This window comes from Mesorhizobium sp. AR10 (genome assembly GCF_024746795.1).
Lineage (GTDB): Bacteria > Pseudomonadota > Alphaproteobacteria > Rhizobiales > Rhizobiaceae > Mesorhizobium.
On sequence record NZ_CP080524.1, the window covers coordinates 3172478 to 3197284 of the forward strand.

14 protein-coding genes are annotated in these 24807 nt (G+C 64.0%); 4 read left to right on the forward strand and 10 right to left on the reverse strand.

Translation table 11 applies throughout. The features are described from left to right. Positions 1-2: 2 nt before the first annotated feature. Positions 3-551: a gluconokinase gene (locus LHFGNBLO_RS18870; protein ID WP_413774635.1), complete on the forward strand. Its 549-nt coding sequence runs from the start codon at positions 3-5 to the stop codon at positions 549-551. On the opposite strand, the gene LHFGNBLO_RS18875 is transcribed toward LHFGNBLO_RS18870, so the two are convergent. Then, complete coding sequence (locus LHFGNBLO_RS18875; RefSeq protein WP_258600701.1) at positions 546-1703, reverse strand: hypothetical protein; 1158 nt, start codon at positions 1701-1703, stop codon at positions 546-548. The genes LHFGNBLO_RS18870 and LHFGNBLO_RS18875 overlap by 6 nt on opposite strands. Positions 1704-1908: 205 nt before the next feature. After that, positions 1909-2358 carry an RrF2 family transcriptional regulator gene (locus LHFGNBLO_RS18880; RefSeq protein WP_006202816.1) on the reverse strand — a complete coding sequence of 150 codons (450 nt, stop codon included), beginning with the start codon at positions 2356-2358 and terminating at the stop codon, positions 1909-1911. On the opposite strand from LHFGNBLO_RS18880, the gene LHFGNBLO_RS18885 reads away from it, so the two are divergent. Further along, positions 2357-2611, forward strand: a complete 255-nt coding sequence (locus tag LHFGNBLO_RS18885; protein WP_258600702.1) for a hypothetical protein — start codon at positions 2357-2359, stop codon at positions 2609-2611. The two genes, LHFGNBLO_RS18880 and LHFGNBLO_RS18885, sit on opposite strands and share 2 nt — an antisense overlap. 27 nt (positions 2612-2638) lie before the next feature. Here LHFGNBLO_RS18885 and LHFGNBLO_RS18890 read toward each other — a convergent pair whose 3' ends face one another. From LHFGNBLO_RS18890 to LHFGNBLO_RS18925, 8 genes are all read right to left on the reverse strand, one after another. Then, positions 2639-3625, reverse strand: coding sequence for a sulfate ABC transporter substrate-binding protein (locus LHFGNBLO_RS18890; protein ID WP_258600705.1), 987 nt, complete (start codon positions 3623-3625; stop codon positions 2639-2641). Positions 3626-3804: 179 nt separating this feature from the next. Continuing rightward, positions 3805-4845 (reverse strand): sulfate/molybdate ABC transporter ATP-binding protein, encoded by a 1041-nt coding sequence (locus LHFGNBLO_RS18895; protein WP_258600711.1) that lies wholly within the window; start codon positions 4843-4845, stop codon positions 3805-3807. Between the two features lie 72 nt (positions 4846-4917). After that, the gene (cysW, locus tag LHFGNBLO_RS18900; protein ID WP_258600713.1) at positions 4918-5802 is read right to left on the reverse strand and encodes a sulfate ABC transporter permease subunit CysW; all 885 of its coding nucleotides are present in this window, start codon (positions 5800-5802) and stop codon (positions 4918-4920) included. Continuing rightward, complete coding sequence (gene cysT / locus LHFGNBLO_RS18905; RefSeq protein ID WP_258600715.1) at positions 5795-6646, reverse strand: sulfate ABC transporter permease subunit CysT; 852 nt, start codon at positions 6644-6646, stop codon at positions 5795-5797. Before cysT ends, cysW begins: the two co-directional genes overlap by 8 nt. A 24-nt stretch (positions 6647-6670) precedes the next feature. Further along, positions 6671-7699 carry a sulfate ABC transporter substrate-binding protein gene (locus LHFGNBLO_RS18910; protein ID WP_258600717.1) on the reverse strand — a complete coding sequence of 343 codons (1029 nt, stop codon included), beginning with the start codon at positions 7697-7699 and terminating at the stop codon, positions 6671-6673. 244 nt (positions 7700-7943) lie between these two features. Then, on the reverse strand, positions 7944-8666 hold the full coding sequence (locus LHFGNBLO_RS18915; protein WP_258609813.1) for a M15 family metallopeptidase: 723 nt from the start codon (positions 8664-8666) through the stop codon (positions 7944-7946). Position 8667: 1 nt separating this feature from the next. After that, positions 8668-10758, reverse strand: a complete 2091-nt coding sequence (gene pbpC, locus LHFGNBLO_RS18920) for a penicillin-binding protein 1C (RefSeq protein WP_258600718.1) — start codon at positions 10756-10758, stop codon at positions 8668-8670. Positions 10759-10974: 216 nt separating this feature from the next. Next, positions 10975-16455, reverse strand: a complete 5481-nt coding sequence (locus LHFGNBLO_RS18925; protein WP_258600719.1) for an alpha-2-macroglobulin family protein — start codon at positions 16453-16455, stop codon at positions 10975-10977. Positions 16456-16727: 272 nt separating this feature from the next. Between LHFGNBLO_RS18925 and LHFGNBLO_RS18930 the strand changes: the two genes are divergently transcribed. Both LHFGNBLO_RS18930 and LHFGNBLO_RS18935 read left to right on the forward strand, forming a co-directional pair. Continuing rightward, entirely contained in the window at positions 16728-18656 is a 1929-nt protein-coding gene (locus tag LHFGNBLO_RS18930; RefSeq protein WP_258600720.1) for an autotransporter assembly complex protein TamA, read from the forward strand. A gap of 4 nt (positions 18657-18660) precedes the next feature. Further along, on the forward strand, positions 18661-24711 hold the full coding sequence (locus tag LHFGNBLO_RS18935) for a translocation/assembly module TamB domain-containing protein (RefSeq protein WP_258600721.1): 6051 nt from the start codon (positions 18661-18663) through the stop codon (positions 24709-24711). Positions 24712-24807 lie beyond the last annotated feature (96 nt).

Consider the following 24807-nt stretch of genomic DNA (forward strand, 5'->3'; position numbering starts at 1 on the left):
CCGTGGACGAAAAGGCGCCGCAACCCCAGACGAGCATTGTTCGAGCGCTGCCGGCCGTCGTGGTCATGGGCGTCGCCGGCTGTGGCAAATCGGTCGTCGGCAAGGCGCTGGCTGCGGCGCTCGGTGCCAGCTTTGTCGAAGGCGACCAGCTGCATCCGCCCGAAAACGTCGCGCGCATGGCGAGCGGCCAGCCGCTCACCGATGCGTTGCGCGAAGGCTGGCTCGACGCCATCGGCCGACAGATCGCGGCGTCGGTCGGCAGCGGGCAGGGCGTGGTCGCCGCCTGCTCGGCGCTGAAACGCAGCTATCGCGAGAGCCTGCGCGGTTTTTGCCAGGACATCGTTTTCATCTATCTGATGATCGACCCGGCGACGGCAAAGCGACGTGTCGGCAACCGCAAGGGTCATTTCATGCCGGCAAGCCTGGTCGACAGCCAGTTCGCTATCCTCGAAGCGCCTGATGCAGACGAGCGGGCACTGACGCTCGACGCGACACGCCCGGTCTCCGACCTTGTCGGAGATGTCGTGGTTCAGCTCAGTGCGATCTTATGAAATTGTGCCGGGATCGTTGTCTAGCGCGGTGTCGTCCGGCCGATCGGTGAGCCGTTCGTGACCGGACCACGACATCATCTGATCAGGATGCAGCCTCACGGCTTCCAGGAACCGGTCGCGCTTGAGCAGGATGTAGTGCGCCTGCACCGCCATGTTCTTTGCCTCCATACCCCCGGGCTTGGGGCGGCCGGACTTCGCTGCCGCCGGCACCAGTTCGGGGCTTATGACGGCCCGGTATTCGCCGAACGGGATCGTCTCGAAGGTCGACATGGCAAACAGCGCCGTACCGCCTCGCGCGGCAAAATTTGCCGGCGCCGAGGCGAGGTGCGTCCAGCCGCTTTCCCCAAGACTTGCTTCCGCAAATGTCGAGCCGGCATGGATGTTGTTGGTCATCAGGACAACGCCGTTGCCCTTCAGGATCTTCTGCATGCGTAGGGTCACCTGATAGGCGTCGCTGCGGTCAAACACGACCCGGCTTTTCAGGAAACGGTTTTCGACCGCAACCATCGGCGGATTGAGGAAACGCAAGCCGAACATCGAGTCGGAAATGCCGTGGAAGCGGACGCTCACCTGATGGGCTTCGACGCCGGCCTCATGCAGCGCGCGCTTGCCGATGATCGTCTGGCTGGCGAACTGGTCGCACCAGATGATGGCGCCGCGACCGCGCTTTAGTGCCTCCTGAAGACCGTCCAGGCCCTCCAGACGGATGGCCGGCGACCAGCGCTTGCCGACCAGATGCGCGGCAAGCTGCAGGCGTCGGCGGTGGAGGCCGGCAAGCATGGCCCTGAACAGTCTTTGCGCATCGACGCCGTTGCCAAGCACTGCGCGCGTTGCCAGGGCGTAGCGCGAAAATCCCTTGCGGATGTGGCGTTTCAGCCGAAGCCCGGAGACCCAGCCACAGATCGGCGCCCACCATCTGACCGGCAGCGTCGCCGCAACACCGAGATAGAAGCAGAACAACAGGCTTTCGCGGAAGTCCTTGTTGGAGAAGCGACGCAGTTTTCCGGGTTTGACGAGCTTTCGGCTGAAGAACCGGACAGACTCGGCGCTTTCCGGCACCAGCACATCAGCGATGATTTCAGTGTGAAAGCTGGCGGCGGACGACCCCTTCCGGTTGGCTCTCCTGGATTGTCCGAACCATGGCAGCCTCATCCGTTCGGTTTCCAGCCTGTTCTTGTACGCGTCCGAAAATCGCTTTACTGCGTCTGCTCCAAGGGCGCAATCGGGCGCCGATGGGGTGATCTAGGTTCGGCTATTTCGCGCGCAACCGCATCGTCGAGTTCAAGCTACCGCGCACATCCTGTTTCTAGGTGTCGGGCTTGCCGGCAAGCTTGGCTTGGTCTGAGGGGGCTAGGTCTTAGATCTGCGACGTCAGTTCGACTGGAAAGTCGTCATTGTCGGCGTCGCGCATGGCGGCGAGGCTGCGGTTGTCCAGCACCTCGGCGATCGCCTGGCGCACCTCCAGCATCATGTGCCGGACCTGGCAGGTCGCCTCGTCGCAGTCCTCGCAGCGCTGATACTGCGTGCGGCTGGCGCAGGGAATCGGGGCCAGCGGCCCGTCGAGCACGCGCACGACATGGCCGATCTTGATTTCGGAGGCCGGCCGGGCGAGGCGGTAGCCGCCTTCCTTGCCCTTGCGGCTCTGGACGAAGCCGGCATTGCGCAACTCGCCCAGAATGGCATCGAGGAATTTCTTCGGGATGTTGTTGGCGACCGCAATGTCGTTGACGAATGCCAGCTGACCGACCGGAAGGCCGGACAGGTGCACGAGGGCCTTGAGGCCGTATTTGCCTTTTTTGGTAAGCATGCCCGATTCAGTTCATGAAAACCCCAACCGCCCGCATCTGGCGGTTGTTTGTGTGCAAATCATGACGTTTCGTCCGCAATGCAGTTTCGCGAAGCAAGCCGCCCGATCGCACGATAAACACAAGACGTTGATTCTTCGTAACGTTTTGGACAGCCAGCACCGAGCATTCACCGGAAAATTACCTTTCCGGATCGCAAAAATGAAGAAAGCCGGCACAAAGCCGGCTCTCATTTTGCTTGGTCGAGGAGACTGAATGCTTGGCTGAAGACGTTGCCCGACGTCAGCGACTGCCATAGGTCTGGTCGAGCAGGCCACCGGCGGCGAAGTGCTCCTTCTGGACCTTGTCCCAGCCGCCAAAGACATCCTCTACCGTCAGCAGGCGGACCTCGGGAAAGTCGGCTTTGTATTTGGCGGCGACAGTCGCGTCGCGAACGCGGTTGCCGTTCTGGGCGATGATAGTCTGGCCCTCCGGTGTGTAGAGGAAGTCGAGATAGGTCTTGGCGAGATCGCGCGTGCCATGCTCATCGGCGACCGTATCGACGATCGCAACGGGGAACTCCGCCAGCAGGCTGACCGAAGGCGTGACCTGCTCGAACTTGTCGTCGCCATACTCCTTGCGGATGCCGCGTGTTTCGGACTCGAAAGTGATCAGCACGTCGCCGATCTCACGCTGCACGAAGGTGGTGGTGGCGGCGCGGCCGCCGGTGTCGAAGATCGGCACGTTGTTGAACAGCTTGGTGACGAATTCCTTCACCGTGGCGTCGTCGCCCTTGAAGGCTTCCTTGGCGTAGGCGGTGGCCGCCAGATAGGTGTAGCGCGCATTGCCGGATGTTTTCGGGTTGGGAAAGATCACCTGCACGTCGTCGCGCACGAGGTCGTTCCAGTCCTTGATGTGCTTGGGATTGCCGGCGCGCACCAGGAAGGACGGCAGCGAGTAGAATGGCGAAGCGTTGTCGGGGAAATCTTTCTGCCAGTCGGCCGAGACGAGGCCCTTCTTGACCAGGAAATCGATGTCGGTGACCTGGTTGAAGGTGACGACGTCGGCGCCGAGTCCCTCGGCGATGGCGCGCGCCTGCGCCGACGTTCCGGCATGCGATTGATCGATGGCGACGCCGGGGTGCCCGGCGATGAAGGCCTTGTTCACCTGGGCAAACAGTTCGCGACCGACATCATAGGAGGCGTTCAGCAATTTGTCGGCCGACCAGGCCTGGGAGGATGCGAGGAACAGGCCGGCCAGCGTGGCGAGGCCGAAAACAAATCGCTTCATGAAAACGGGCTCCTGATGCAAATGCGTTTGCCTGAACATAGCCGTGCCATGTCGTCGGCGACGAGGCATGCACGGCGGGTCTATGGTAACGCTACGGGAAAAAGCATTGCCTAAACAGTCGTCTGGTAGGATTTCCTTCCAACCAGAGTCTCTTGGGAGCCTGCTCTGGGGTTATTGCACTACGCGGTCGGAAAAAGCTTCCAACGACGCGGCCGAAACGCCACCCGGCTCTTCTGTGCTGCAGGATGGTCGACGGGCAGTTCGATTTCGACCCGCTGACGCTCGCCGCCGATTTCGAGCTCCACCCGTCTGGTGCCGGCGACGCGGCGGCTGGCGGCAACCGTACCGGCGATGCAGCCGCTGCAGCCGTCCACCAATTCAACGTCGTGCGGGCGGAAGAACAGCAATGCTTCGCCTTCCGGTGCGTGCGGCGCGGACAGCCCGATCGACCGGTCAGCGATCCAGACCTCGCCATTCTCGATCTTGACCGGCACCGAACTCGATTCACCGATGAAGCCGTAGACGAAGGGCGAGTTCGGCGTGTCGTAGATCTCGTCTGCTGAGCCGACCTGCTCGATGCGGCCCTGGCTCATCACCACGACGCGGTCGGCAAGCTCCAGCGCTTCTTCCTGGTCGTGGGTGACGAAAACCGTGGTGTGGCCGGTGGCGTCATGGATGTCACGCAGCCAGCGGCGCAGTTCGCGGCGCACCTGGGCATCGAGCGCGCCGAACGGCTCGTCGAGCAACAGCACCTTGGGCTCGATCGCCATGGCGCGCGCCAGTGCCACGCGCTGGCGCTGGCCGCCTGAAAGCTGCGCCGGATAGCGCTTTTCGAGGCCGGAAAGCTGGACCAGGTCGAGAAGCTCGGAGGCCCGGCGGCGGATTTCCTGCGCCGGCGGCCGCGTCGGCCCGTGCCGTACCTTGAGACCGAAGCCGATATTGTCGGCGACCGTCATATGGCGAAACAGCGCGTAGTGCTGGAAGACGAAGCCGACGTTGCGCTCCTGGATCGACTTGTGCGAGGCATCCTCCTCGCCGAAGAAGATTTTTCCCCTCGTCGGCCGCTCCAGCCCGGCAATCAGCCTGAGCAGTGTCGTCTTGCCGGAACCGGACGGCCCGAGCAGCGCAATCAACTCACCGGACTTGATGTCAAGCGACACGTCATGGAGGGCCGGGAACCGGTCAAACTCCTTGCGCACGTTGGCAACGCGAACTTCCATGCAAATCCCTTTTTTGTAGATGCATGTCGTTGTCCCAAAACCGGTTCCCACTTTTGGGCGACATGCATTTAGTCAGTGTCCGCGCGTCGCGGCGATCTCGGCGCCGTAGCGCATCTCGAGCAGTGTTTTCAAGACCAGCGTGACGAGCGCGAGGCCAGCGAGCAGCGAGGCGACGGCGAAGGCGCCAACGGCGTTGTACTCGTTATAGAGGATTTCGACATGCAACGGCATGGTGTTGGTCAGCCCGCGTATGTGTCCGGACACGACCGACACCGCGCCGAACTCGCCCATGGCGCGGGCATTGCATAACAGCACGCCGTAGAGCAATCCCCATTTGACGTTGGGCAAGGTTACATACCAGAAGGTCTGCCAGCCATTGGCGCCGAGCGAAAGGGCTGCCTCCTCGTCGCCATTGCCCTGTTCCTGCATCAGCGGGATCAGTTCGCGCGCGACGAAGGGGAAGGTGACGAAGATGGTAGCGAGCACAATGCCCGGCACGGCAAACAGGATGACGATACCATGCGCCTTCAGCCAGCTGCCGAGCAACCCTTGAGCGCCGAACAAAAGCACATACACCAGGCCTGATATGACCGGTGAAACCGAGAAGGGCAGGTCGATGAGCGTGGTCAGGAAGGCCTTTCCCTTGAATTCGAACTTGGCGATGGCCCAGGCGGCGGAGATGCCGAAGACGATGTTGAGCGGCACCGAGATCGCCGCTACCAGCAACGTCAGCCGGATCGCCGAGCGCGTGTCGGTGTCGCCCAGCGCCTCCGTATAGGCTCCGACGCCTTTCGACAGGGCTTCACTGAAGACGACGATCAGCGGCAAAAGCAGGAAAATGCCGAGGAAGGCAAAAGCCACGATCATCAACACGGCTTTCACCGGGCGGCTTTCGGTGACCGCGGCCGACTGGCTTTCATGGTGCGGTTCGTAGGATTTGATCTCCGGGTCAGCCATAGCGTTTGCGGCTCCACGACTGCGCCAGGTTAACGATCAGCAGCATGACGAACGACAGGCCGAGCATGATCGCCGCGATCGCGGTCGCGGCTGCGTAATTGTATTCCTCCAGCCGGATGACGATCAGCAGCGGCGCGATCTCCGATTTGTAAGGCAGGTTGCCGGCGATGAAGATGACCGAGCCGTACTCGCCGACGCCGCGCGCGAAGGCCAGTGCGAAGCCCGTGACGATCGCCGGCGCCAGACCCGGAAACAGGATGCGGGTTATGATCTGGAAGCGATTGGCGCCAAGCGTGGCGGCTGCTTCCTCCACCTCCCTGTCGATCTCTTCCATGATCGGCTGGACGGTGCGCACAACGAAGGGCAGGCCGATGAAAACCAGCGCGATGACGATGCCGAGTGGCGTATAGGCGACCTTGATGCCGAGCGGCGTCAGCAATTTGCCGATCCAGCCGTTTGGCGCGTAGAGCGTGGTCAGTGCAATGCCGGCAACCGCGGTCGGCAGCGCGAAGGGCAAGTCGACCATGGCGTCGACGATGCGGCGGCCGGGAAAGCGGTAGCGCACCAGCACCCACGCGACCAGCGTGCCAAACACGACGTTGACGGCGGCGGCGATGAAGGCGGTGCCGAAGCTGATTTCGAGTGCGTTGATGGTCCGGCGGTCGATAGCGATCGCCCAGAAATCGGCCCAGCCGAGTGCGGCCGAGCGCCAGATCAGCCCCGACAAGGGGATGAGGATGATGAGCGTGAGGTAGGCAAGCGAGAAGCCGAGCGTCAATCCGAAACCCGGAATGACGCTCGGCTGTCTGAACCGCCACCCCGCCTTGGCGGGTGCTGTGGTCATGTCGTCCTGATCTAGAGCTTTGGCTTACTGCGCTGGCTTGTAGATCTGGTCGAATATACCACCGTCGCCGAAATGGTAAGGCTGTGCCTTCTTCCAGCCGCCAAAAAGTGGATCGTCGATGGTGATCAGCTTGATTTCCGGCAGTTTGGCGAGATCCTCCGCCGGCACCAGATCGGGCTTCGACGGACGATAATGGTTCTTGGCGATGAGTGTCTGGCCTTCCTTGGAGTAGAGATAGGCCAGATAGGCCTCTGCGACTTTTCGCGTGCCCTTGGCGTCGACATTGGCGTCGACCACCGCCACCGGCGGCTCGGCCAGGATCGAGGTTGGCGGGTAGACGATGTCGAAATTGTCGGCACCGAACTCGTCGAGCGCCAGATAGGCTTCGTTTTCCCAAGCCAGCAGCACGTCGCCCAGACCCTTTTGCGCGAAGGTCACGGTCGAGCCGCGCGCGCCGGTGTCGAGCACCGGGACATGGGCGAAGAGATTGGCGACGAATTCCTTGGTCTTGGCCTCGTCACCGCCATCGTTGGCGTTGGCATAGGCCCAGGCGGCGAGATAGTTCCAGCGCGCGCCGCCGGATGTTTTCGGGTTCGGTGTGATCACCTGGACGCCGTCCTTGACCAGATCGCCCCAGTCATGAATGCCCTTCGGGTTGCCCTTGCGGACGAGGAAGATGATGGTCGAGGTGTAGGGGGCCGAGTTGTTCTCGAACTTGGTCCGCCAGTCTGGATTGATCTTCTTCGATTTCGAGACGATGGCGTTGATGTCGCCTTCGAGCGCCAGCGTCACCACGTCGGCATCGAGGCCGTCGATCACGGCGCGGGCCTGGGCGCCTGATCCGCCATGCGACTGCTGGATGGTCACCGTCTCGCCGGTATCGGCTTTCCACTTGGCGACGAAGGCTTCATCGAACTGCTTGTACAGCTCACGCGTCGGATCATAGGACACGTTGAGAATGGTGGTATCGGCAAACGCGAAACCGAGCGTGCCGAACTGGACAGATGTGGCGACCAGTGCGCCGAGTAGTTTCTTGAAATGAGGGTTGGTCATTTCCGCCTCCGTTGAACTCGCGTCAAATCTACCGAATTGATAGAAATTAGATGCATTCAATGTTGCCTTTTTTGCCCTCTTGAAGCAATTTTTCGCCGTTCTTTGGCGCCGTGGGGAAATTTTTTCCTCGCGACGCCATCGCCGGGAATCCGTGCCCATCCAGCGGTCTATCTAGAAACAGGCTGCTCTAAAGCAATGGCTGTGATGAGTTGGGTCGAACTTTGCTCCCGCTGCGGCAGGCGCCTCAATCGGCAGTGACGGGAAAATCGAAGCGTTGCTTTGGGAACGGCTCGTTTGCCAGCGTGAAATGCCACCATTCGCGCGCATAATTCCGGAAGCCGCCGGCGCGCATCGCCTCGACAAGCCGCTTGCGGTTTGCCGCCGCTTCCTTGTCGAGCGGGCGATGCGCTGTTTCACTCGTCGGATCGAAACAGTCGAAGCCGGTGCCGAAATCGAGCGTGCCGGCATCTGATACACCGCAGGCCGGTCTTGGTGCGCTCTTGGCGCCGGATCGCGCGATGGCCAGATCGACGGTCGAGCCGCGCGAATGGGTGGACAGTTCGCCGATATAGCCCTTGGCGATGAGGTCCTGGCGCTTGACCAGCGGATACCATTGCGGGTCGGGCGGTCCGCCGGCCTTCGTCCACTCGCCCATGTCGGAGACGGCGCGCGCCGGGCGGTAGCAGTCGAATACGACCAGCGTCAGCCCCTCGGCGGCAATCGCTTTCTGTACGCCGGAAAGCGCTTCTGCCGCTTGCCAGGTGAGGATGCACACCGGTGCGTCGTAGCCATTGGCCTTGCGGCGCAGGAAATTTTCTGTGCGGGCATAGCGGATGTCCTGGCGGATCGAGGGATCGACATCGGCGAGGCGGACAAAGCCGGCGGGCAAGGTATCGGCGCTTGCGGGCAGAGCGAAAACCAGCGACAGCAAAGCGAAAAACGCAATGCCTTGAATCGCCTGAAGCATTCTATTCAACGAACACCTTCACGCTGGCGGCGCGCCCTGCGGCGTCGATCACGGTCAGCGTCGAGTAGCCGGCGCCGTCCGGCAGCCAGGTTGCGGTGCGTCGCCGGTCGATGCCAACCAGCGGCTTGCCGTTGGCCAGCCAGCGGAACGGCGCTCGGCCGCCTTGCAGCTTGAGCACCAGCGGCGAGGCATCGGCCGAATCGGTGTCGAGATCGACGCGGGCGCCGTCCGGCGGAAAGATGATCGTCGGCGCCGGCTCGGTCGGGGTCGCCTGCACCAGCCCGTCGTCGCCGGCGCCGAAGCGCGCCAACGTCACCGGCAGGTCCTCGCGTTTGGATCTGATGACGCCGGCCGGCTGGCTGGGCAGCGGCACGGCGGCGAGGCCGGAGCGGACAAAACCTTCGAACAGGATGGGGGCGGCCGAGACGTAACCAGACAGTCCGGGCACGGCGCCGGCATCGGAGCGGCCGACCCAGACGCCCAAGACGTAGCGTCCGTCGAAGCCGACCGACCATGCGTCGCGGTAGCCATAGGAGGTGCCGGTCTTGTAGGCGATGCCGCGCTGGGCGGCACCTTCGGGTGGCTTGACCCCCGACAATATGTCGGTGATCTGCCAGTTGGCCTGGTCATCGAGGATGGTGGCAGTGGTGCGTTCGGCATTCGCCGGCTCGGTGCCGTCATGCAGAGTGTGCGCCTTGCCGCCATTGGCAAGCCCGGTATAGAGCTGGACGAGATCGCGCAGCGTCACCCCGACGCCGCCAAGGCCGATCGCCAGGCCTGGCGCCTCGTTGACCGGCAGCACCGGCGTCACCCCGGCCTGGCGGAAACGCGCCGTCAGCCGCGCCGGCCCGACCGCGTCGAGCACCCGGATCGCTGGCACGTTGAGCGACAGTTGCAGGGCCTGCCTGATGCTGACGTCGCCCTGATAGCCCATGTCGAAATTCTTCGGCCGGTAGCCGGAAAAATCGGCGGGGCTGTCCTCGATCAAGGTTTCCTGCGCCACCAGCCCCTGCTCGAAGGCCAGGCCATAGATGAACGGCTTCAGCGTCGAGCCCGGCGAGCGGATGATCCTGGTCATGTCGATCCAACCGGAGCGGCTGGCATCGAAGAAATCGGCCGAGCCGACTTCGCCCAGTATGTCGCCGGTGCGGGCGTCGGCCAGCACCATGGCCACCGACAGGCGGGGACCCAGCTTGGCGGCGGCATCCTTTGCCACCTGTTCCAGCCCTTCCTGGACGCTTTTGCGGATCGTCAATTGCAGCTTCTGGCCGGCAACGGCCTTGGGCAGCATCGCATAGGCGGCGTGGGCGGCCAGCGCCGGCAATTTGCGGCGCAAGCCCGATACGTCATCGAGCGCGGCACGTGCGGCCTCGCGTTCGCCGAGCAGGCCTGATGAAACCATGCGGGTCAGCACCCGATCACGGGCGGCGTGGGCGATCTCCAGATTGCGGTCGGGCCGGCGCTTCTCCGGTAATTGCGGCAGGGCGACGAGCAGGGCGGCTTCTGAGACGGTCAGCCGTTTCGGCTCCTTGCCGAAATAGGCCAATGAGGCGGCGCGCACGCCTTCGAGATTGCCGCCATAGGGCGCCAGCGTCAGGTAGCGTTCCAGGATCTCGCGCTTCGAGAGCCGCCGTTCGATCTGGATGGCGCGCAGCATCTGCTTGATCTTGGAGCCGAGGCTGCGGCTGTCGCGCGGCTCGATCAGCCGGGCGAGCTGCATCGACAGCGTCGAGCCGCCGGAAACGATATGGCCATTGCTGACGAACTGGCCGGCAGCGCGGGCCAGCGCCAGCACGTCGACGCCTTCATGGTCCCAGAAGCGCTTGTCCTCATAGGTGACCAGCATGTCGACGAACTGCTTGTCGACCTGATCGAGGCGGGTTTCGAGCCGCCAGTAGCCGTCCGGCGTAGCGAAGGCCCGCAACAGCTGGCCGTCGCGGTCCTGCACTTCGGTCGACACCGTCAGCTTTTCAGGCAGCGGCGGCGGAAAGGCGCGGTCGAGCTGCCAAAGGGCGCCTATGGCGATTGCCGCGAGGGCGGCTAAGGAGACGCCAGTGATGGCTGCGCGGCGCAAGAATTTTCTGGAGAGCATGGCGCCGCCCCTCATCCGCCTGCCGGCACCTTCTCCCCGTATAGTGACGGGGAGAAGAGGGCTGTTGCGACCCTCGGCGCCTTTTCTGCGACGTTCGAGATTGGCGAAAGCTTCGGTGCAGGCTTCTTTCTCCCCGTCACTATACGGGGAGAAATGCCCGGCAGGGCAATGAGGGGCAGCGCAATCGTACTGTTCATGATCGCTACCAATGGCGCCTTACGGCGCCTTGACCTCCATCATGCCGGTGGCGGTGCGGGCCGAATATTGCGGCCGGTACATGTCCTCGATCGTTGCCGCCGGATGGGCATAGGTGCCCGGCGTCACCGCGCGCACGACATAGGCCAGCGTGATGTTGCGGTCGCCATCGCCGTCGTTCGGATTGAACGCCGCGACGAAACGGTCGTCGCGGAATTCGAGATGGGCGGCATCGGTCTGCGCCAGCCAGGAGAAATTCGACAGCTGGGCACTGGAAACCAGGCCCGGATTGTCGATCTCGAAGCCGGCCGGCAACAGGTCGGTGATCAAAAGCCGCGACGGCCAGGTGTTCTGCTCGTAGATCTTGAGCACAACGACATAGCGTTCGTTCTGGGTCGCCTCCGTCACGTTGGCCTCGGTGCCGTCGAGTTTGTAGTAGGTGCGGCTGATGGTGAAGCCGTCGCCGCCGGCCGGCAAGGGCTGTATCGGCGAAGCCACCGTGGTGACGACCGCTTGCAGAGGGGTCGTGCCGGTGTTGGCAACGGTCAGCGGGCTGTCGACAAGGTCGCTACCGGCGATCTGGTTCGAATAGCCGCCGGCATGCGGTGCGCCGTTGACGGTCAACGTGATCGAATCGTTGCCGGACTTCAGTGCGCGGGCCGCCAGCAGCATCCAGGACTCGTCCTGCGTGCTGGTCCAGCGCGCTTCGGCGCGTTCTCTTGCCACCAGCTTGATCAGTTCCGGCACGATGGTCGGCACCGGCTTCGATTCGGCGGCAAGCGCCAGCATCGCCGCGCCATCACGCAGCTGCGAGCCATAGTCCGACCGGTAATAATCGTATTCGGTGGTCGACTTGGCCAGTTGCAGCGCGGCCTGGAACGTTGCTTCCGAGCGTTGCGTGTCGCCGTAGAGTGCCAGGCTCGCCGCCAGCTGGGCGACGGCCATCGGGCTGGTGAAGGCTTCAAGCTTGGTGTCGGCGTAGTAGCGCAGATCGCCGACCGAAGCCTTCTTGTTGCGGGCCAGCACATAGAGCGAATAGGCGATCTCGCTGCCACGGTCCTGGACGTCCTGATCGTAGCCGAGCGAGTTCTGCAGATTGCTCAGCGCCTGGTTCATCGCCAGGGTCGGCACGTCGTATTTCTGCTCGCGCGCCCGGGTCAGGAAGTCGGTGACATAGGCGTCGAGCCACAAATCGCCGGAGCCCGGACCCCACAGGCCGAAGCTGCCCGCCGAGGCCTGGTAGCTCAGCACCTTGTAGATGGCTTGCTGGATGCGGTCGTGCAGGTCGGGGTCGCTGGCCATGCCGACGCCTGAGGCCATCTCGTTGACGTAGAGAAGCGGCATGGCGCGGCTGGTGGTCTGCTCGGCGCAACCATAGGGGTAGCGGTCGAGCGTCATCAGCAGCGACGGCACGTCGAAGGCCGCAGCCTGCGAAACGCCGACGCTGACCGAAGCGCCGTCGAGCAGGCTTGCCGCAAGAAGTTCCTTGTCGACATGCAGCGCGCCGCCATTGCCCTTGAGATCGACCACCATGCGGGTGGTCACCGGCAGTTGCGACGGGCGCACCGGCACGTACAGCGTCTGCTCGACGGCGGTGCCGTCGGCATGGGCGAGCTTGATGGTGATCGAGGCATTGCCCGCCGTCTGGGCCATCAGCGGCACGGTCAGCGTCTGACGCTTGCCCTTGGCGAGCGTCAGCTTTGCGGGGAGGGGCTTGTCGCCGGTCGAAAGGTCGCCGGTGGTGTCTATGGATAGCGCATAGTCTCCGTCCGGACCATCTGTGTCGGCGACATCGAGGCGCATGACGGCGGCATCGCCGGGCGCCAGGAAGCGCGGCAGGCCGGCGGTGATCACCACCGGATCGCGCACGATGACGTCTGACTGGGCATGGCCGACCGCATCCCTGGTCCAGGCGACGGCCATGACGCGCACGGTGCCGTTGAACTGCGGAATGTCGAAGTCGATCCTCGCCTTGCCGTCGGCGTCGAGTTGGACCGTGCCGGAGAAGAAGGCGACCAGCTTTTCGGTCGGCGGGCTGCCTTGCGTCTGCATGCTGGACCCGTCACCACCCGTGCGCAGTTTGCCGGTGGCGCCCAGCGAGCCATCGATGAGGCGGCCGTAAATGTCGCGTACTTCAAGTCCCATCATGCGCTGGCCGAAGAACCAGTTCTCCGGATCCGGCGCCTTGTAGTTGGTCAGGTTCAGGATGCCGACATCGACAGCCGCGACCATGACATAGGCGTTGCTGCCCGGCTGCACTCCGGCTACCGAGACCGGGATCGACAGCTGCTGGCGCGGCATGGTCTTGTCCGGCGGCGTCAAGGTGACGGCGAGCTTCTTCGAGCCCGGATCGACCTTCAGCCATTTCACGCCGATGGCGCGTGCCGGCATGCGCGTCTCTTGCGCGTCACCGGGCCTGAACAGCGTTGCCGTGATATAGCCGCCGGCGCCCCAGTCGTCGCCGACCGGGATATCGACGGTGCTGCCGCCGGCTGGCACGCTGGCGGTGACGGTCTTCAAGAGCTTGTCAGCACCGATGGTGACGAGCAGCTCGCCGGCAAAATGCGGCGATACCTTGAGCTTGGCCACTTCGCCGGTAGCATAAGTGTCCTTGTCGAGGGCGATCTCGAGCCCGTCAGGCGTTTCGGTGGTGGTGGAGCTGACATACCAGCCCGCGTCGAATTCATAGCTGGTCGCTGGTCCCTCAGGATCGGATGTTTCGATCTCGAGCCGGTACTGGCCCCAGTCGACCGGCACCGAGACCGTGGCTTCGGCATCGGCAGCCAGGTCGATCTGGCCATTGGCGATCGACTTGGTGAAGGTGACCGGCTCATAGTTCCAGGAGTTGTTTGAGCGGTACCACTGGTAATTGCGCTCGACCTTGACTAGCGACCATTGTGCGCCTTTCAGTGCCTCTCGCTTGCCGTCGGGATCGACGGCGATCAGGCTGAACTTCGCCGTGCCGCCTTGCGGCACCTCGTTGTCGTCAAAATCCGGACGGATGCCGATCATGTGACCTGTCGGACGGATGCCGATGTTGAGCGAGCGCTCGATGGCGCGGCCACCGGTTTCGCGCATGCGAACCGTGACCTTGGCATCGACCAGCTTGGTCGTCGAAGGTAACTGGTCGACAGTGACCGGGAAGGTCGCCTTGCCGTCGTCGCCAACCACCGGCAGATCGGTGAATGGCGTCACTGACGGTTCCGCCGACTGCTCGTCGGCGAGGCCGAAGGAATAACCCTTGAAGCGGTCCCAGTCGCGGGCGGTCGACAGTGTCAGCTCGCCTTCCAGGGCAAGGCCGGCGGCCGGCGCGCCATAGAGGAAGCGGCCGTCGACGGTGATGTTGGCGGTTTCGGCCTGGGCAATCTCCTGCTTGTCGGAAGTGAGGTCGAACTCGATGCGATCCGGCACGAAATCCTCGACCAGGAACATCTGGCTGGCGACCGCCGCCTGTTTGGGATCGGTGTAGATCGAAACCGTCCAGGTGCCGCGCATGGCGTTCGGTTCGAGCGGCAGGTCGACGGCGTGACCGCCGGCCGATGCGCCATCGCTGACGATGCGGCGGTTCTCGACGCCGTCGGGGCGCGTGAAGATGAAGGTCAGCGGCAGGTTCTCGACCGCCTTGGCAGCACCGTCACGGGCGAGGGCGGCGACATGCACATCCTCGCCGGCGCGGTAGATGCCGCGCTCGGTCCAGGCATAGATGTCGAGCGCGCCAGGCGCCGGGCGCCCGGTGACGCCGCGGTCGGACAGATCGAAGCCGGCTCGGCCCATGTCGAGAAAGACGAAGTCGTTGTCGCCCTGCTTGGCCATCAGCACGGCCGGCACCATGCCGTCGCTGCCGCGCGTCAGGCCGGGATTGAACACGGCGCGGCCTTCCGCGTCTGAGATCGCGGTGCCAAGGATTTCGTTGTTCCTGGCCAGCAGCGTCAGTTCCGCGCCAGCGATCGGCTTGGCGGTTGCGAGCGACCGGGCAAAGACGTTCAGGCCGTCCTGGCCGGTATAGGTCGACAGGCCGATGTCGGAGACGACGAACCATTGCGTGGCGATCGAATTGTAATCGTCGCTGTTGTCGTTGACGGCTTGCGCGGTCAGCACATAGACGCCGGGCTTGCGCTGCGGCAGGGCTTCGTCGACCGGGAAGGAGGTGGTGACGTCCTTGTTGAGGTCGTTGGCGATGTCGAGCTGGCCTTGCCAGACCGGTGCGCCCATCTGATCGGAAATGTTGGAGATGTCGTAGCCGTCGAGCTGCTTCAGGAACTGATAGCCAGACAGAAGCTGGGCCAGCGAGCGATCGCCGATGCGGTAAAGCTTCATTTCGGCGGCGTTCATGTTGACGGTGACGACCGGGATGCCGCGGCGCGCGCCGGCGGGCAGCACGAAGCTGTCGCCGGTGAAGCGGGCCGAAGGCGCGCGGTCCTGCACGTAGATCGACAGCACCACCGGTGCCGCGGTCACCTCGCCGATGGCGGCCGGCAGGCCGGCGCGGAAGGTCACTTCATAATGCTGGCCGTGTTGGAGCCCTTCGACGCAGATCTGCTTATCCTTGGCCTCGACGCCCTTGGGAGGGGTGTTGTCGACGGTGACGAACTGGGCATAGTCGACGCCGGTCTTGACCAGATCTTCGGAAAACTGCGCGCAGATGCGCGGCGCGCTGGTGTCGGCGTCGACCGTATGGTCGATGACGCGGAAGCCTTTGCGCGCCTTGAGATCCGCATAGTCGGCCTGGACTGCAGGCGAATTGACAAGGGCGAGGCTTGCTTCATAGGCCTGCAGAGCCGGCCGGTAGAGGTCGCGGCGATCGAGCCCGGCACCGATAAGCGCCAGCACTTCGGCGCGTGTCTTGGTTGTGCGCAGCAATTTGTAGGCGTTGAGGCCGGCGGAGGTGGCTTTTACCGGCAGATTGTAAGCCTCGGGGCTGTTTGCGGCCGGCTGTACGGCAAGCGTTTCGCGCGCCAGCCCGAGCCAGAGCTGGCCGTCGTCGGGCAACACCGAAACCGCGGCTTCGTATTTCTGCATCGCTGAGCGGTGGTCGCCGGTCAGTGTCGCCTGTTCGGCCGCTGCCCGCAGCGCCGTCAGCCCTTCGGTCGGCTTGGTGTAGGCCGGGTCGGTGAGCTTGTTGCGGTATTGCTGGGCCTGGTCGGCCATCCAGCTCGGGAAGAAGGCGAGTTCCGGCGGTGCGCCGATATCGGGGTCGCCATCGACATTGACGACCTTGCCGGCGGTAGCGCCGCTGAATGGTTTGAGCGAATTATAGTCGGATTTGAGGAAGCACCATTTGGCCTTGTTGTTGTAGGTGAAGGCGCGGCAGGTGGGGTCGCCAAGGCATGTGGTCTTGCACTGGTCGAGGCTGACATTCTGGTCGGACCGGAGATCGAAACCGAAATAGTCGGAATTGTTTGTTGTTACGATGCGCCGTGCTTCGGCCGCTTGCGCGACAGTCCCCCAGGCGAAAAACAGAAGAATCAGGATCGACAGACCACGAGCCGCGCGCATTGCCATAACACCCTCCAGACACTGCTTACGTCCCGGCATGTTCAAGCTTCAGTCAAGCTTGTCAACACGAGGACGCGGCAGGTACCGCCTGCCAACGGTTTCCTTTCCGGCCAATGACCGGTAGTACCTCCATAGGACAGGGATCACGCTTTCTTCCGAAAACGCAGAAGGTGTGAATTCCAAGCCCTGCCTATTTCAGACAATTGGATTGTGGCCCCTTTACGAGCGCTTCAGAACTTCATTCCAATTTTAGCTTTGGAGACTAGGTTAGAATAATAATGCGGGCGTATGAAACGCAGATGTCGGGAGGAACCGCGCGACGGCGCGCGCTTTCGCGCGCCCTGATTCTGGCGTTGGCGTGCTCGGCTGCATTTGCCGGTGACACCAGAAATGCGGCCGCTTTCGAGATTTTCGGCATCAAATTATGGGGCTCGTCCAACGACGAAGACGCCGACATCGTCGACCCGCTGCGCTATGCGGTGACCATCGAGGCGCCCGACGCCGACAAGGATCTGGTCAAGAAGATCGAAAACGCCTCGACGCTGAAAGCCGACGAGGAACGTCCGGTCTCCGGCTCGCTCGGTCTCATGGCCAAGGCGCGCAGCGACCGCGAGCAGCTGGTCGCCGCACTCTACGCGGACGCCCGCTACGAGGGTGTCGTCACCATCACCATTCAAGGCAAGCTGCTCGACGATTTGCCGCCTGATGCCGAATTTTCGGGACCACAGCCGATCCCGGTGGTGATCGGCATTGCAGCCGGACCGAAATTCACGCTTGGCAACATCAGGCTGGAAGGCGATGCGGCCGGGCTGATGAGCGCCGATTTCGGCCTGATTGCCGGCGGCGACGCGAGCTCGGGCGCGGTGCTCAAGGCCGAGGCGCTGATCGTGCGGGCGCTGAAGCAGGAAGGCAGGCCGCTGGCGAGGATCACGGACCGGCAGATCGTCGCCGACCATGCCACCTCTACGCTCGATGTGACGCTGTCCGTTGCCGCCGGGCCGGTCGCCGGCTATGGCGACACGACGGTCGAGGGGACCGAGAAGGTCGACCGCGATTTCACCGAATACATGACAGGCTTGAAGCGCGGCCGCCAATATTCGCCCGAGGAGATCGACGACGCCCGCGACCGGCTGCTGGCGCTGGAAGTGTTCAATAGCGTGACGCTGAAGGAAGCCGACAGCCTCGACGCCGACGGCAACATCCCGATCGGTGTTCAGGTGAGCGAGCGCAAGCCGCGCTATTTCGGCATCGGCGGCACCGTCTCCAACACCGAAGGGTTGGGCCTGGAAGGCTATTGGGGCCACCGCAATCTGTTCGGCCGGGCCGAGAAGCTGCGCATCGACGGCAAGATCAGCGGCATCGGCAGCAACGATCTGGGCGAGCTCAACTACAATGCCGGCATCATGTTCGAAAAGCCTGGCGTGGTCGGGCCGGCATCGAAGTTCTTCACCGGCGTCAAGACCGTGCTCGAACATCCCGATGCCTATGACCATTTCTCGGTCAAGGGCAGCGCCGGTCTGTCCTACGAACTCGACAAGAGGCAGACTGTTTCGGCGGAGGTCGCGCTCGACTATTCGAAGATCACCGACGCTTTCGGCAAGCACAAATATCTGATCGCCAGCATTCCGCTGCAATATGTCTTTGACAACCGCGACAATCGGCTCAATCCAACCAAAGGCTTCAGGGTGCTGGCCTATGCCGAGCCGAGCTACGACATCTTGAGCGGGGCGGCGTTCGTCAAGCTGAAGGGCGAGGGATCGGCCTATCAGTCGCTGGACAGCGGCGGCAAGTTCGTCTTCGCCGAACGCGTCGCCATCGGCTCGATTGTCGGCGCCGGTCTTCAGGACGTCCCGGCCGACCGTCGCTTCTACTCCGGTGGCGGCGGATCCGTGCGCGGTTACGCCTATCAGGGCATCGGTCCGAAGGACATTGACGGCCAGCCCATCGGCGGGCTTTCCTTCTTCGAGACATCGGTGGAGATGCGCATCGCCGTCACCGACACGATCGGCATCGTGCCGTTCGTCGATGCCGGTACTGTCTCGACCACGCAATTTCCGAATTTTTCCGACATGAAGGTCGGCGCCGGTGTCGGCTTGCGCTACATAACGCCGTTCGGGCCGCTGCGCATCGACGCCGCAGTGCCGCTCAATCGTGACCCCGGCGACCCGCGGTTCGGTATCTATGCCGGTATCGGCCAGGCTTTCTGATGCGATGAAAACGTTCAAACGCATCCTTCGCATCTTCCTTTACACGCTGCTCATCGTTGTGGCGGGGGCAGTCGGTGCGCTCATCGTATTGACCAAGACCGAGCGTGGCCGCGACAACCTCGCCGGCATCATCTCGACCATGGCTTCGACGGACGACCGCAAGGTCACGGTCAGCGGCATCGACGGCATCTGGTCCGGCGCGCTGAGCGTCGACCATGTCGTGCTGGAAGACCGCCAGGGTGCCTGGCTGGTGGCGCGCAAAGTGGCGGTCGACTGGTCGCCATTGGCGCTGCTGTCGAAAACCTTCAACGCCGACCGCATCGCTGCCGAGCGCATCGAACTGGCGCGGCTGCCGGTGGCCGGCGCTCAGCAGCCCGATCAAAGCGGCACGACCACGCTGCCGGTATCGATCGACGTCAAGCAGATCGATCTTCCCGAAATCGCGCTTGGGCCGGCCCTGGCAGGAACCGGCATTGCCGAACTTGTGGCAAAGGGCTCGCTCAAGGCCGACGCTGCGCCGCTGGCAGTCGAGACGAACCTCAACATCACACGCCGCGACGGCAAGCAAGGCACGGTCGACGCCAAGGTCCATTTCGCGCCCGCCGACAACAAGCTCGACCTCGATCTGAAGGCGTCGGAGCCGGCCGGTGGCATCATTGCCAATCTGCTCAAACTGCCAGATGCGCCTCCGGTCGACATCGTTGTCTCGGGCACGGGCCCGGTCGCCAACTGGAGCGGCGTCGGTACCTTCATCGTCGGCGGCCAGATCGTCACCCAGCTGACCGGCCGCCACCAACTCACCGACAAAGGCAACCATGTCGAAGCCAAAGGCGATGGCGACTTCGCGCGCTTCCTGCCCGAAAACCTGAAGTCGGTGTTTGCGGGCAGGACCAGCTTCGACCTCGCCGGGACCGCGACCGCGGCCGGCGGCGTCGATGTCGAGCGCGCCAATATCGACAGCGACGCCGTGCACGGCACTGCCGCCGGTATCGTTGACCCGAACGGCGCCAGCGATCTCTCGGTCGAACTCGCGGCCAAGGGCCCGCCGATCGTGCTCAGCCTTGGCAGCAAGGCGCAGCCAGTGACGGTGGCGATCAAGGGCGCCACGGCGCGCGCCTTCGGCGACGGCAAGGCGCCGATGGTCGACATCGGCGCCTCCTTTGTCTCGATCGTGGCGGGCGGCACGCGGCTCGACAATCTGGCGGCGCAAATCCATTCCGACGGCTTCGACGTCCAGAACCGCAGCGGGCCGGTCACTGTCAAGCTGGAGGCCGGCGGCCTGAACACCGATCTGGCGACGCTGGCGCCGCTGATCACAGGCAAGGTCACGGTCGATCTTGCCGGATCGGTCAGCAAGGATGCCGTCGCGATCGACGAGGGCACGCTGCGCAGCGACGCGCTCAATGCCTCGCTGACCGCCAATGTGGCGCTGGCCGACCTGTCGATGCAGCTCAAGATGAACGCTGATGCCGTCTCGACGGCACTGCCGCCGCAGATCAGCGCGGTTCTTGGCGCGCGGGTGAAATTCTCGGCGACCGCGACCCGTGACCCGCAAGGGTCTTTCGCCGCCAATTCGCTGGAATTCACCTCCGGCTCGCTCAGCGCCAGCGGTACTGCCAGCGCGCAAGGCACCGACATCCAGGCCGACATCAAGGGCACTCTGGGTGATGTTTCGGTGCTGTCGCCCATGGTTGGCGTGCCGGTCGCCGGCGGCATCGATTTCGCGCTGACGGCAAGCGGTGCGCGCTCCGCGCCGGATTTCTCGGTCTCCGCCAACAGCGAAAGCCTGACGGCGTCGGGCCGCACGGTGAAGGACATCAAGCTGACAGCGACAGGGAAGGCCGATATCGCCAATCCCGCGGCGGATGTCTCGTTGACTGGCTCCGCCAACGACCAGTTGCTCGACATCAAGGCGGCGCTGGTCACGTCAGATGGCAAGCGGTCCGTCAACGGGCTCAGCGTGTCGCTGGGCGACAACAAGGTTTCGGGCGACCTCGCGCTCGACGACAGTTTGCTGCCGCTCGGCACGCTGACGCTCGATGCACCCGACATTGGCCCGCTGGCAGCACTTGCCGGGCAGACGGCCGCCGGCGACGTGCGTGGCACCATCCGCTTTTCGAACGACGGTGGCGCGCCGACCGTCGCCATCGACGCAACGAGCGCCACGATTTCGCGCGGCGAGCTGGCGGCCAAGACCATCGCCGTCAACGCGCTGGTCGCCAACTATCTCAAGGCTCCGGCGATCTCCGGCACGATCAAGGCCGATACGGTGACCTCCGGAACCACTGAGATCAGTGGCATCGGCGTCGACCTGAAGCGCGATGGCGACTGGACCGGCTTTACCGGCGGTGCCACCATTGCAGGCATTCCAGCCACAGCTGCCGGCCGGGTGAAGATCGCGGATGGCACGATAAGCGTCGAGATCGCTTCGGGCGAGGCGACCATTCGCGGCATCAAGGCGGCGATCGCGCAGCCATCGACATTGAGCATCGCCAATGGAGCAGCCAGTATCGAGAAGCTGGCACTCGATGTCGGCGGCGGCTCGGTGAGCGTATCCGGCACCGCTGGCCAGACGCTCGATCTCGCGGCTACCTTCTCGGCATTGCCGGCAGCCCTTGCCAATGATTTTTCGCCCGGCCTCGACGCCACTGGCACGCTCGGCGGAACGGCTGAAGTGACGGGATCGGCTGCTGCCCCGGACATTCGTTTCAATGCGCAGCTCAGCGGCGCGGAAACCAGCCAGACCCGCCAGGCCGGACTCGGGCCGCTCGCGGTCGATGCGGCAGGCAGCTTCACGACCGCCGGCGGTATCGCCATCGACCACGCGACACTTTCCGGCGAAAAGATTTCTGGCAAGGCGGCCGGCACCATCAATCCCAACGGCGCCAGCGATTTCTCGCTCGACCTTGCCTCGGCCGGTCCGAGCCTGCCGCTGGCGTTCGGCAGCACTGAGAGCCCGATCAAGCTCGAGCTGCAGGCGCTGTCGGTGAAAGCCGCCGGGCAAGGCACGCAGCCGAAGCTCGATATTTCCGCGACGCTTCCCTCGGTCGCGACGAATTTCACCAAGGTCGAGGGGATCACCCTGGCCCTCCACTCAGACGCTTTCGATGTGAAGAGCCGCACGGGGCCAATTTCCGGCACGGTCTCGGCGGAAAAGATCGGTCTCGACAATCCGGCGATCGCGCCGCTGATTGCCGGAAAGATCACGGCAAAGGTTGCCGGCAGCCTCGCCACCGATGCCATTGTCATCGACACCGGCTCGGTGACGAGCGATGCGCTGAATAGTGGCTTCAACGGCCGGGTTTCGCTGGCTGACGGCGCCATAGACCTCAACCTCAAGGCGGATGCCGCCTCGGCGGCACTGCCGGCGGCGGTGCGCGGCATGCTTGCCGAACGTACCGAAATCAGCGCCGTGCTGAAGCGAGATGCCAATGGCAACGTCACAGCCAACCCGGTCAAGCTTGCCTCCGGCGCGCTGACCGCTGACGGGCAGGCCAGCCTTGCCGACGGCAAGGTCGTCGCCGACATCAAGGGCGCTCTGACCGACATTTCGCTGCTGTCGAAAGATGCCAAAGGCGCCATCGCTTTTGCGTTGAATGCGCAAGGGCCCAGCACTGCGCCGGACCTGTCGCTGACGGTTACCGGCGACCGGCTTTCGGTCGCGGCGCGCGAGATCACCGGGCTGAAGCTCACGGCCACCGGCAAGGCCGATGCCGCCAATCCGGCGGCCAACGTGCAACTGACGGGAAATGTCGCCGGTCAGGCCCTGCAAGGCAGCGCGGTGCTGGCGACTTCGGATGGCAAGAGCGCCATCAACGGGCTGTTGCTGTCGCTGGGCAAGAACCGGATTTCCGGCGACCTGGCGCTCGACGAGGCTTTCGTGCCGGTCGGCACTGTTTCGCTCGACCTGCCTGACATTGGCCCGCTTGCAGCCCTTGCGCTGGAAAAGGCGGAAGGCGATGTGCGCGGCACGATCGTCTTCTCGAAGACCGGCACCGCGCCGCAAGTCGCCATCAAGGCGGCCACGGCTTCCATCTCCCGTGGCGACCTTTCGGCGAAGACCGTATCGATCGATGCGCTGATCGCCGACTATCTCGCCGCACCGGTAATCTCCGGCAAGATCCGTGCCGACAGCGTCACCTCCGGCACCACCGTCATCCGTGGCATCGATGTCGACCTCACCCGTGATGGCGACTGGACCGGCTTTTCCGGTGGCGCCACCGTTGGGGATATTCCGGCGAAGGCCGCCGGCCGGGTGAAGGTGGCCAACGGCACGACCACCATCGAACTCACCACTGGCCAGGCGACCATCCGCGGCATCAAGGCGGCCATCGCCCAGGCCTCGACCATCACCATCGCCAACGGCGCGACGGCTTTGGACAAGCTCGTGCTCAACCTTGGCGGCGGCACGGCGACGGTGACGGGCAAGGTCGGGCAGGCGCTCGACCTCAGCGCGACGCTGGCGCGGGTTCCGGCCTCGCTAGCCAACAGCTTCTCGCCGGGCCTCGATGCCGCTGGTTCGATCTCCGGTACGGTGAAGGTGACGGGCGCGCCGGCCAATCCGGCTGTTGCCTTCAACATCGATGCCACCGGGGTGCAGACGTCGCAGACCCGCGGCGCCGGCTTCGGTGGGATGAGCGTGTCGTCGTCGGGCACCTTCGCCGGCAACAAACTGGCCTTCCAGGCCAATATTGGCGACGGAGCCGGTCTCGGTCTCAAGGGCGGCGGCACGGTGACGACATCGGGCACGCCCGCCCTTGTGCTCGATTTCTCAGGCAAGGTGCCGTTCGGCTTCCTGACCCGGAATCTCGCCGCGCAAGGCCTGTCGCTAACCGGCACGGCCGATGTCAATGTGCAGGTGCGCGGACCGGCAACGTCGCCGGTGATCGGCGGCACCGTCAGCACGTCCGGCGCCCGTCTGGTCGATGCGCGCTCGGGCCTCGCCGTCAACGACATCACCGCCGATGTTTCGATCGGCAGCGGCGTAGCCAGGATCAACCGGTTGACCGGTACGCTGTCGACGCGCGGCAGCCTTTCGGCCAGCGGCACGGTCGGCATCAATCCGGGGCAAGGTTTCCCGGCCGACCTGTCGATCAAACTGGTCGACGGCCGCTACACCGATGGCCGGGTGGTCACCGCCAATCTCGGCGGCGACCTGACCATCAAGGGACCGCTCACCTCGGCGCCGGTGATTTCGGGCACCGTCAATCTGGCCAAGACCGTCATCACCGTACCCGAAAAGCTGCCCGGCTCGCTGGCGGCGCTCGACGTCAAGCACAAGAACGCGCCGGGCGCCGTGCGGGCGCAGGACAAGGCGCTGCGGCCGGCGACCGCGAGCGGTGGCGGTGGCAGTGGCCTCAACCTCGATGTCACCATCCATGCGCCAAACCAGATCTTCATCCAGGGCAGGGGCGTCGATGCCGAGCTTGGCGGCTCGCTCAAGCTGACCGGCCCGGCATCGTCGCCGCAGGCGGTCGGTACCTTCACCTTGCAGCGCGGGCGGCTGTCGATCCTCGGCAAGCGGCTGACCTTCACCGAAGGCACGGTCGGCTTCTCGGGTTCGCTGGTGCCGTACCTCAACCTCACGGCTGAAACAACGACGACCAGCGCCACCGTCACCATCGTGGTGTCGGGCGAGGCGACCAATCCGAAATTCACCTTCTCGTCCGTGCCGGCGCTGCCCGAGGACGAGGTGCTGGCGCAGCTGATCTTCGGCCGCTCGATGTCGAACCTGTCGCCGCTGCAGATCGCCCAGCTTGCCGAGGCTGCCGGACAACTGGCCGGCGTCGGCGGTTCGACCTCACTGCTCGAAAACCTGCGCAGCGCGATCGGCGTCGACGATCTGGACGTGACGACGGACGACGAGGGCGGCACCGCCGTCTCGGCAGGAAAGTATCTGAACGACCGTACCTATGTGACGATCCAGAAAGGCGACAAGCCGGGTTCGGGCAAGGCGACGATCGATCTCAATGTCGGGCGCGGGGTCAAATTGCGCGGCGAGGCCAATGATGCCGGCGAAGCCAAGGGCGGCATTTTCTACGAAAAAGAATATTGAGGCATTCGGCTAGTCCTGATGCTTGGCGCATCGAGGGGCGACAGGAGCGTCAGTGCGTTTGGCCTGCTATCGATCCGGAGCTGGCGCTACTCTAAT

Bases quoted from the DNA above. Each gene is read 5' to 3' on its own strand.
- LHFGNBLO_RS18875 (WP_258600701.1), bottom strand. From the start codon at position 1,703: ATGAGGCTGCCATGGTTCGGACAATCCAGGAGAGCCAACCGGAAGGGG.
- LHFGNBLO_RS18885 (WP_258600702.1), top strand. From the start codon at position 2,357: ATGCCCGATTCAGTTCATGAAAACCCCAACCGCCCGCATCTGGCGGTT.
- LHFGNBLO_RS18880 (WP_006202816.1), bottom strand. From the start codon at position 2,358: ATGCTTACCAAAAAAGGCAAATACGGCCTCAAGGCCCTCGTGCACCTG.
- LHFGNBLO_RS18890 (WP_258600705.1), bottom strand. From the start codon at position 3,625: ATGAAGCGATTTGTTTTCGGCCTCGCCACGCTGGCCGGCCTGTTCCTC.
- LHFGNBLO_RS18895 (WP_258600711.1), bottom strand. From the start codon at position 4,845: ATGGAAGTTCGCGTTGCCAACGTGCGCAAGGAGTTTGACCGGTTCCCG.
- cysW (WP_258600713.1), bottom strand. From the start codon at position 5,802: ATGGCTGACCCGGAGATCAAATCCTACGAACCGCACCATGAAAGCCAG.
- cysT (WP_258600715.1), bottom strand. From the start codon at position 6,646: ATGACCACAGCACCCGCCAAGGCGGGGTGGCGGTTCAGACAGCCGAGC.
- LHFGNBLO_RS18910 (WP_258600717.1), bottom strand. From the start codon at position 7,699: ATGACCAACCCTCATTTCAAGAAACTACTCGGCGCACTGGTCGCCACA.
- LHFGNBLO_RS18915 (WP_258609813.1), bottom strand. From the start codon at position 8,666: ATGCTTCAGGCGATTCAAGGCATTGCGTTTTTCGCTTTGCTGTCGCTG.
- pbpC (WP_258600718.1), bottom strand. From the start codon at position 10,758: ATGCTCTCCAGAAAATTCTTGCGCCGCGCAGCCATCACTGGCGTCTCC.
- LHFGNBLO_RS18925 (WP_258600719.1), bottom strand. From the start codon at position 16,455: ATGGCAATGCGCGCGGCTCGTGGTCTGTCGATCCTGATTCTTCTGTTT.
- LHFGNBLO_RS18930 (WP_258600720.1), top strand. From the start codon at position 16,728: ATGCGGGCGTATGAAACGCAGATGTCGGGAGGAACCGCGCGACGGCGC.
- LHFGNBLO_RS18935 (WP_258600721.1), top strand. From the start codon at position 18,661: ATGAAAACGTTCAAACGCATCCTTCGCATCTTCCTTTACACGCTGCTC.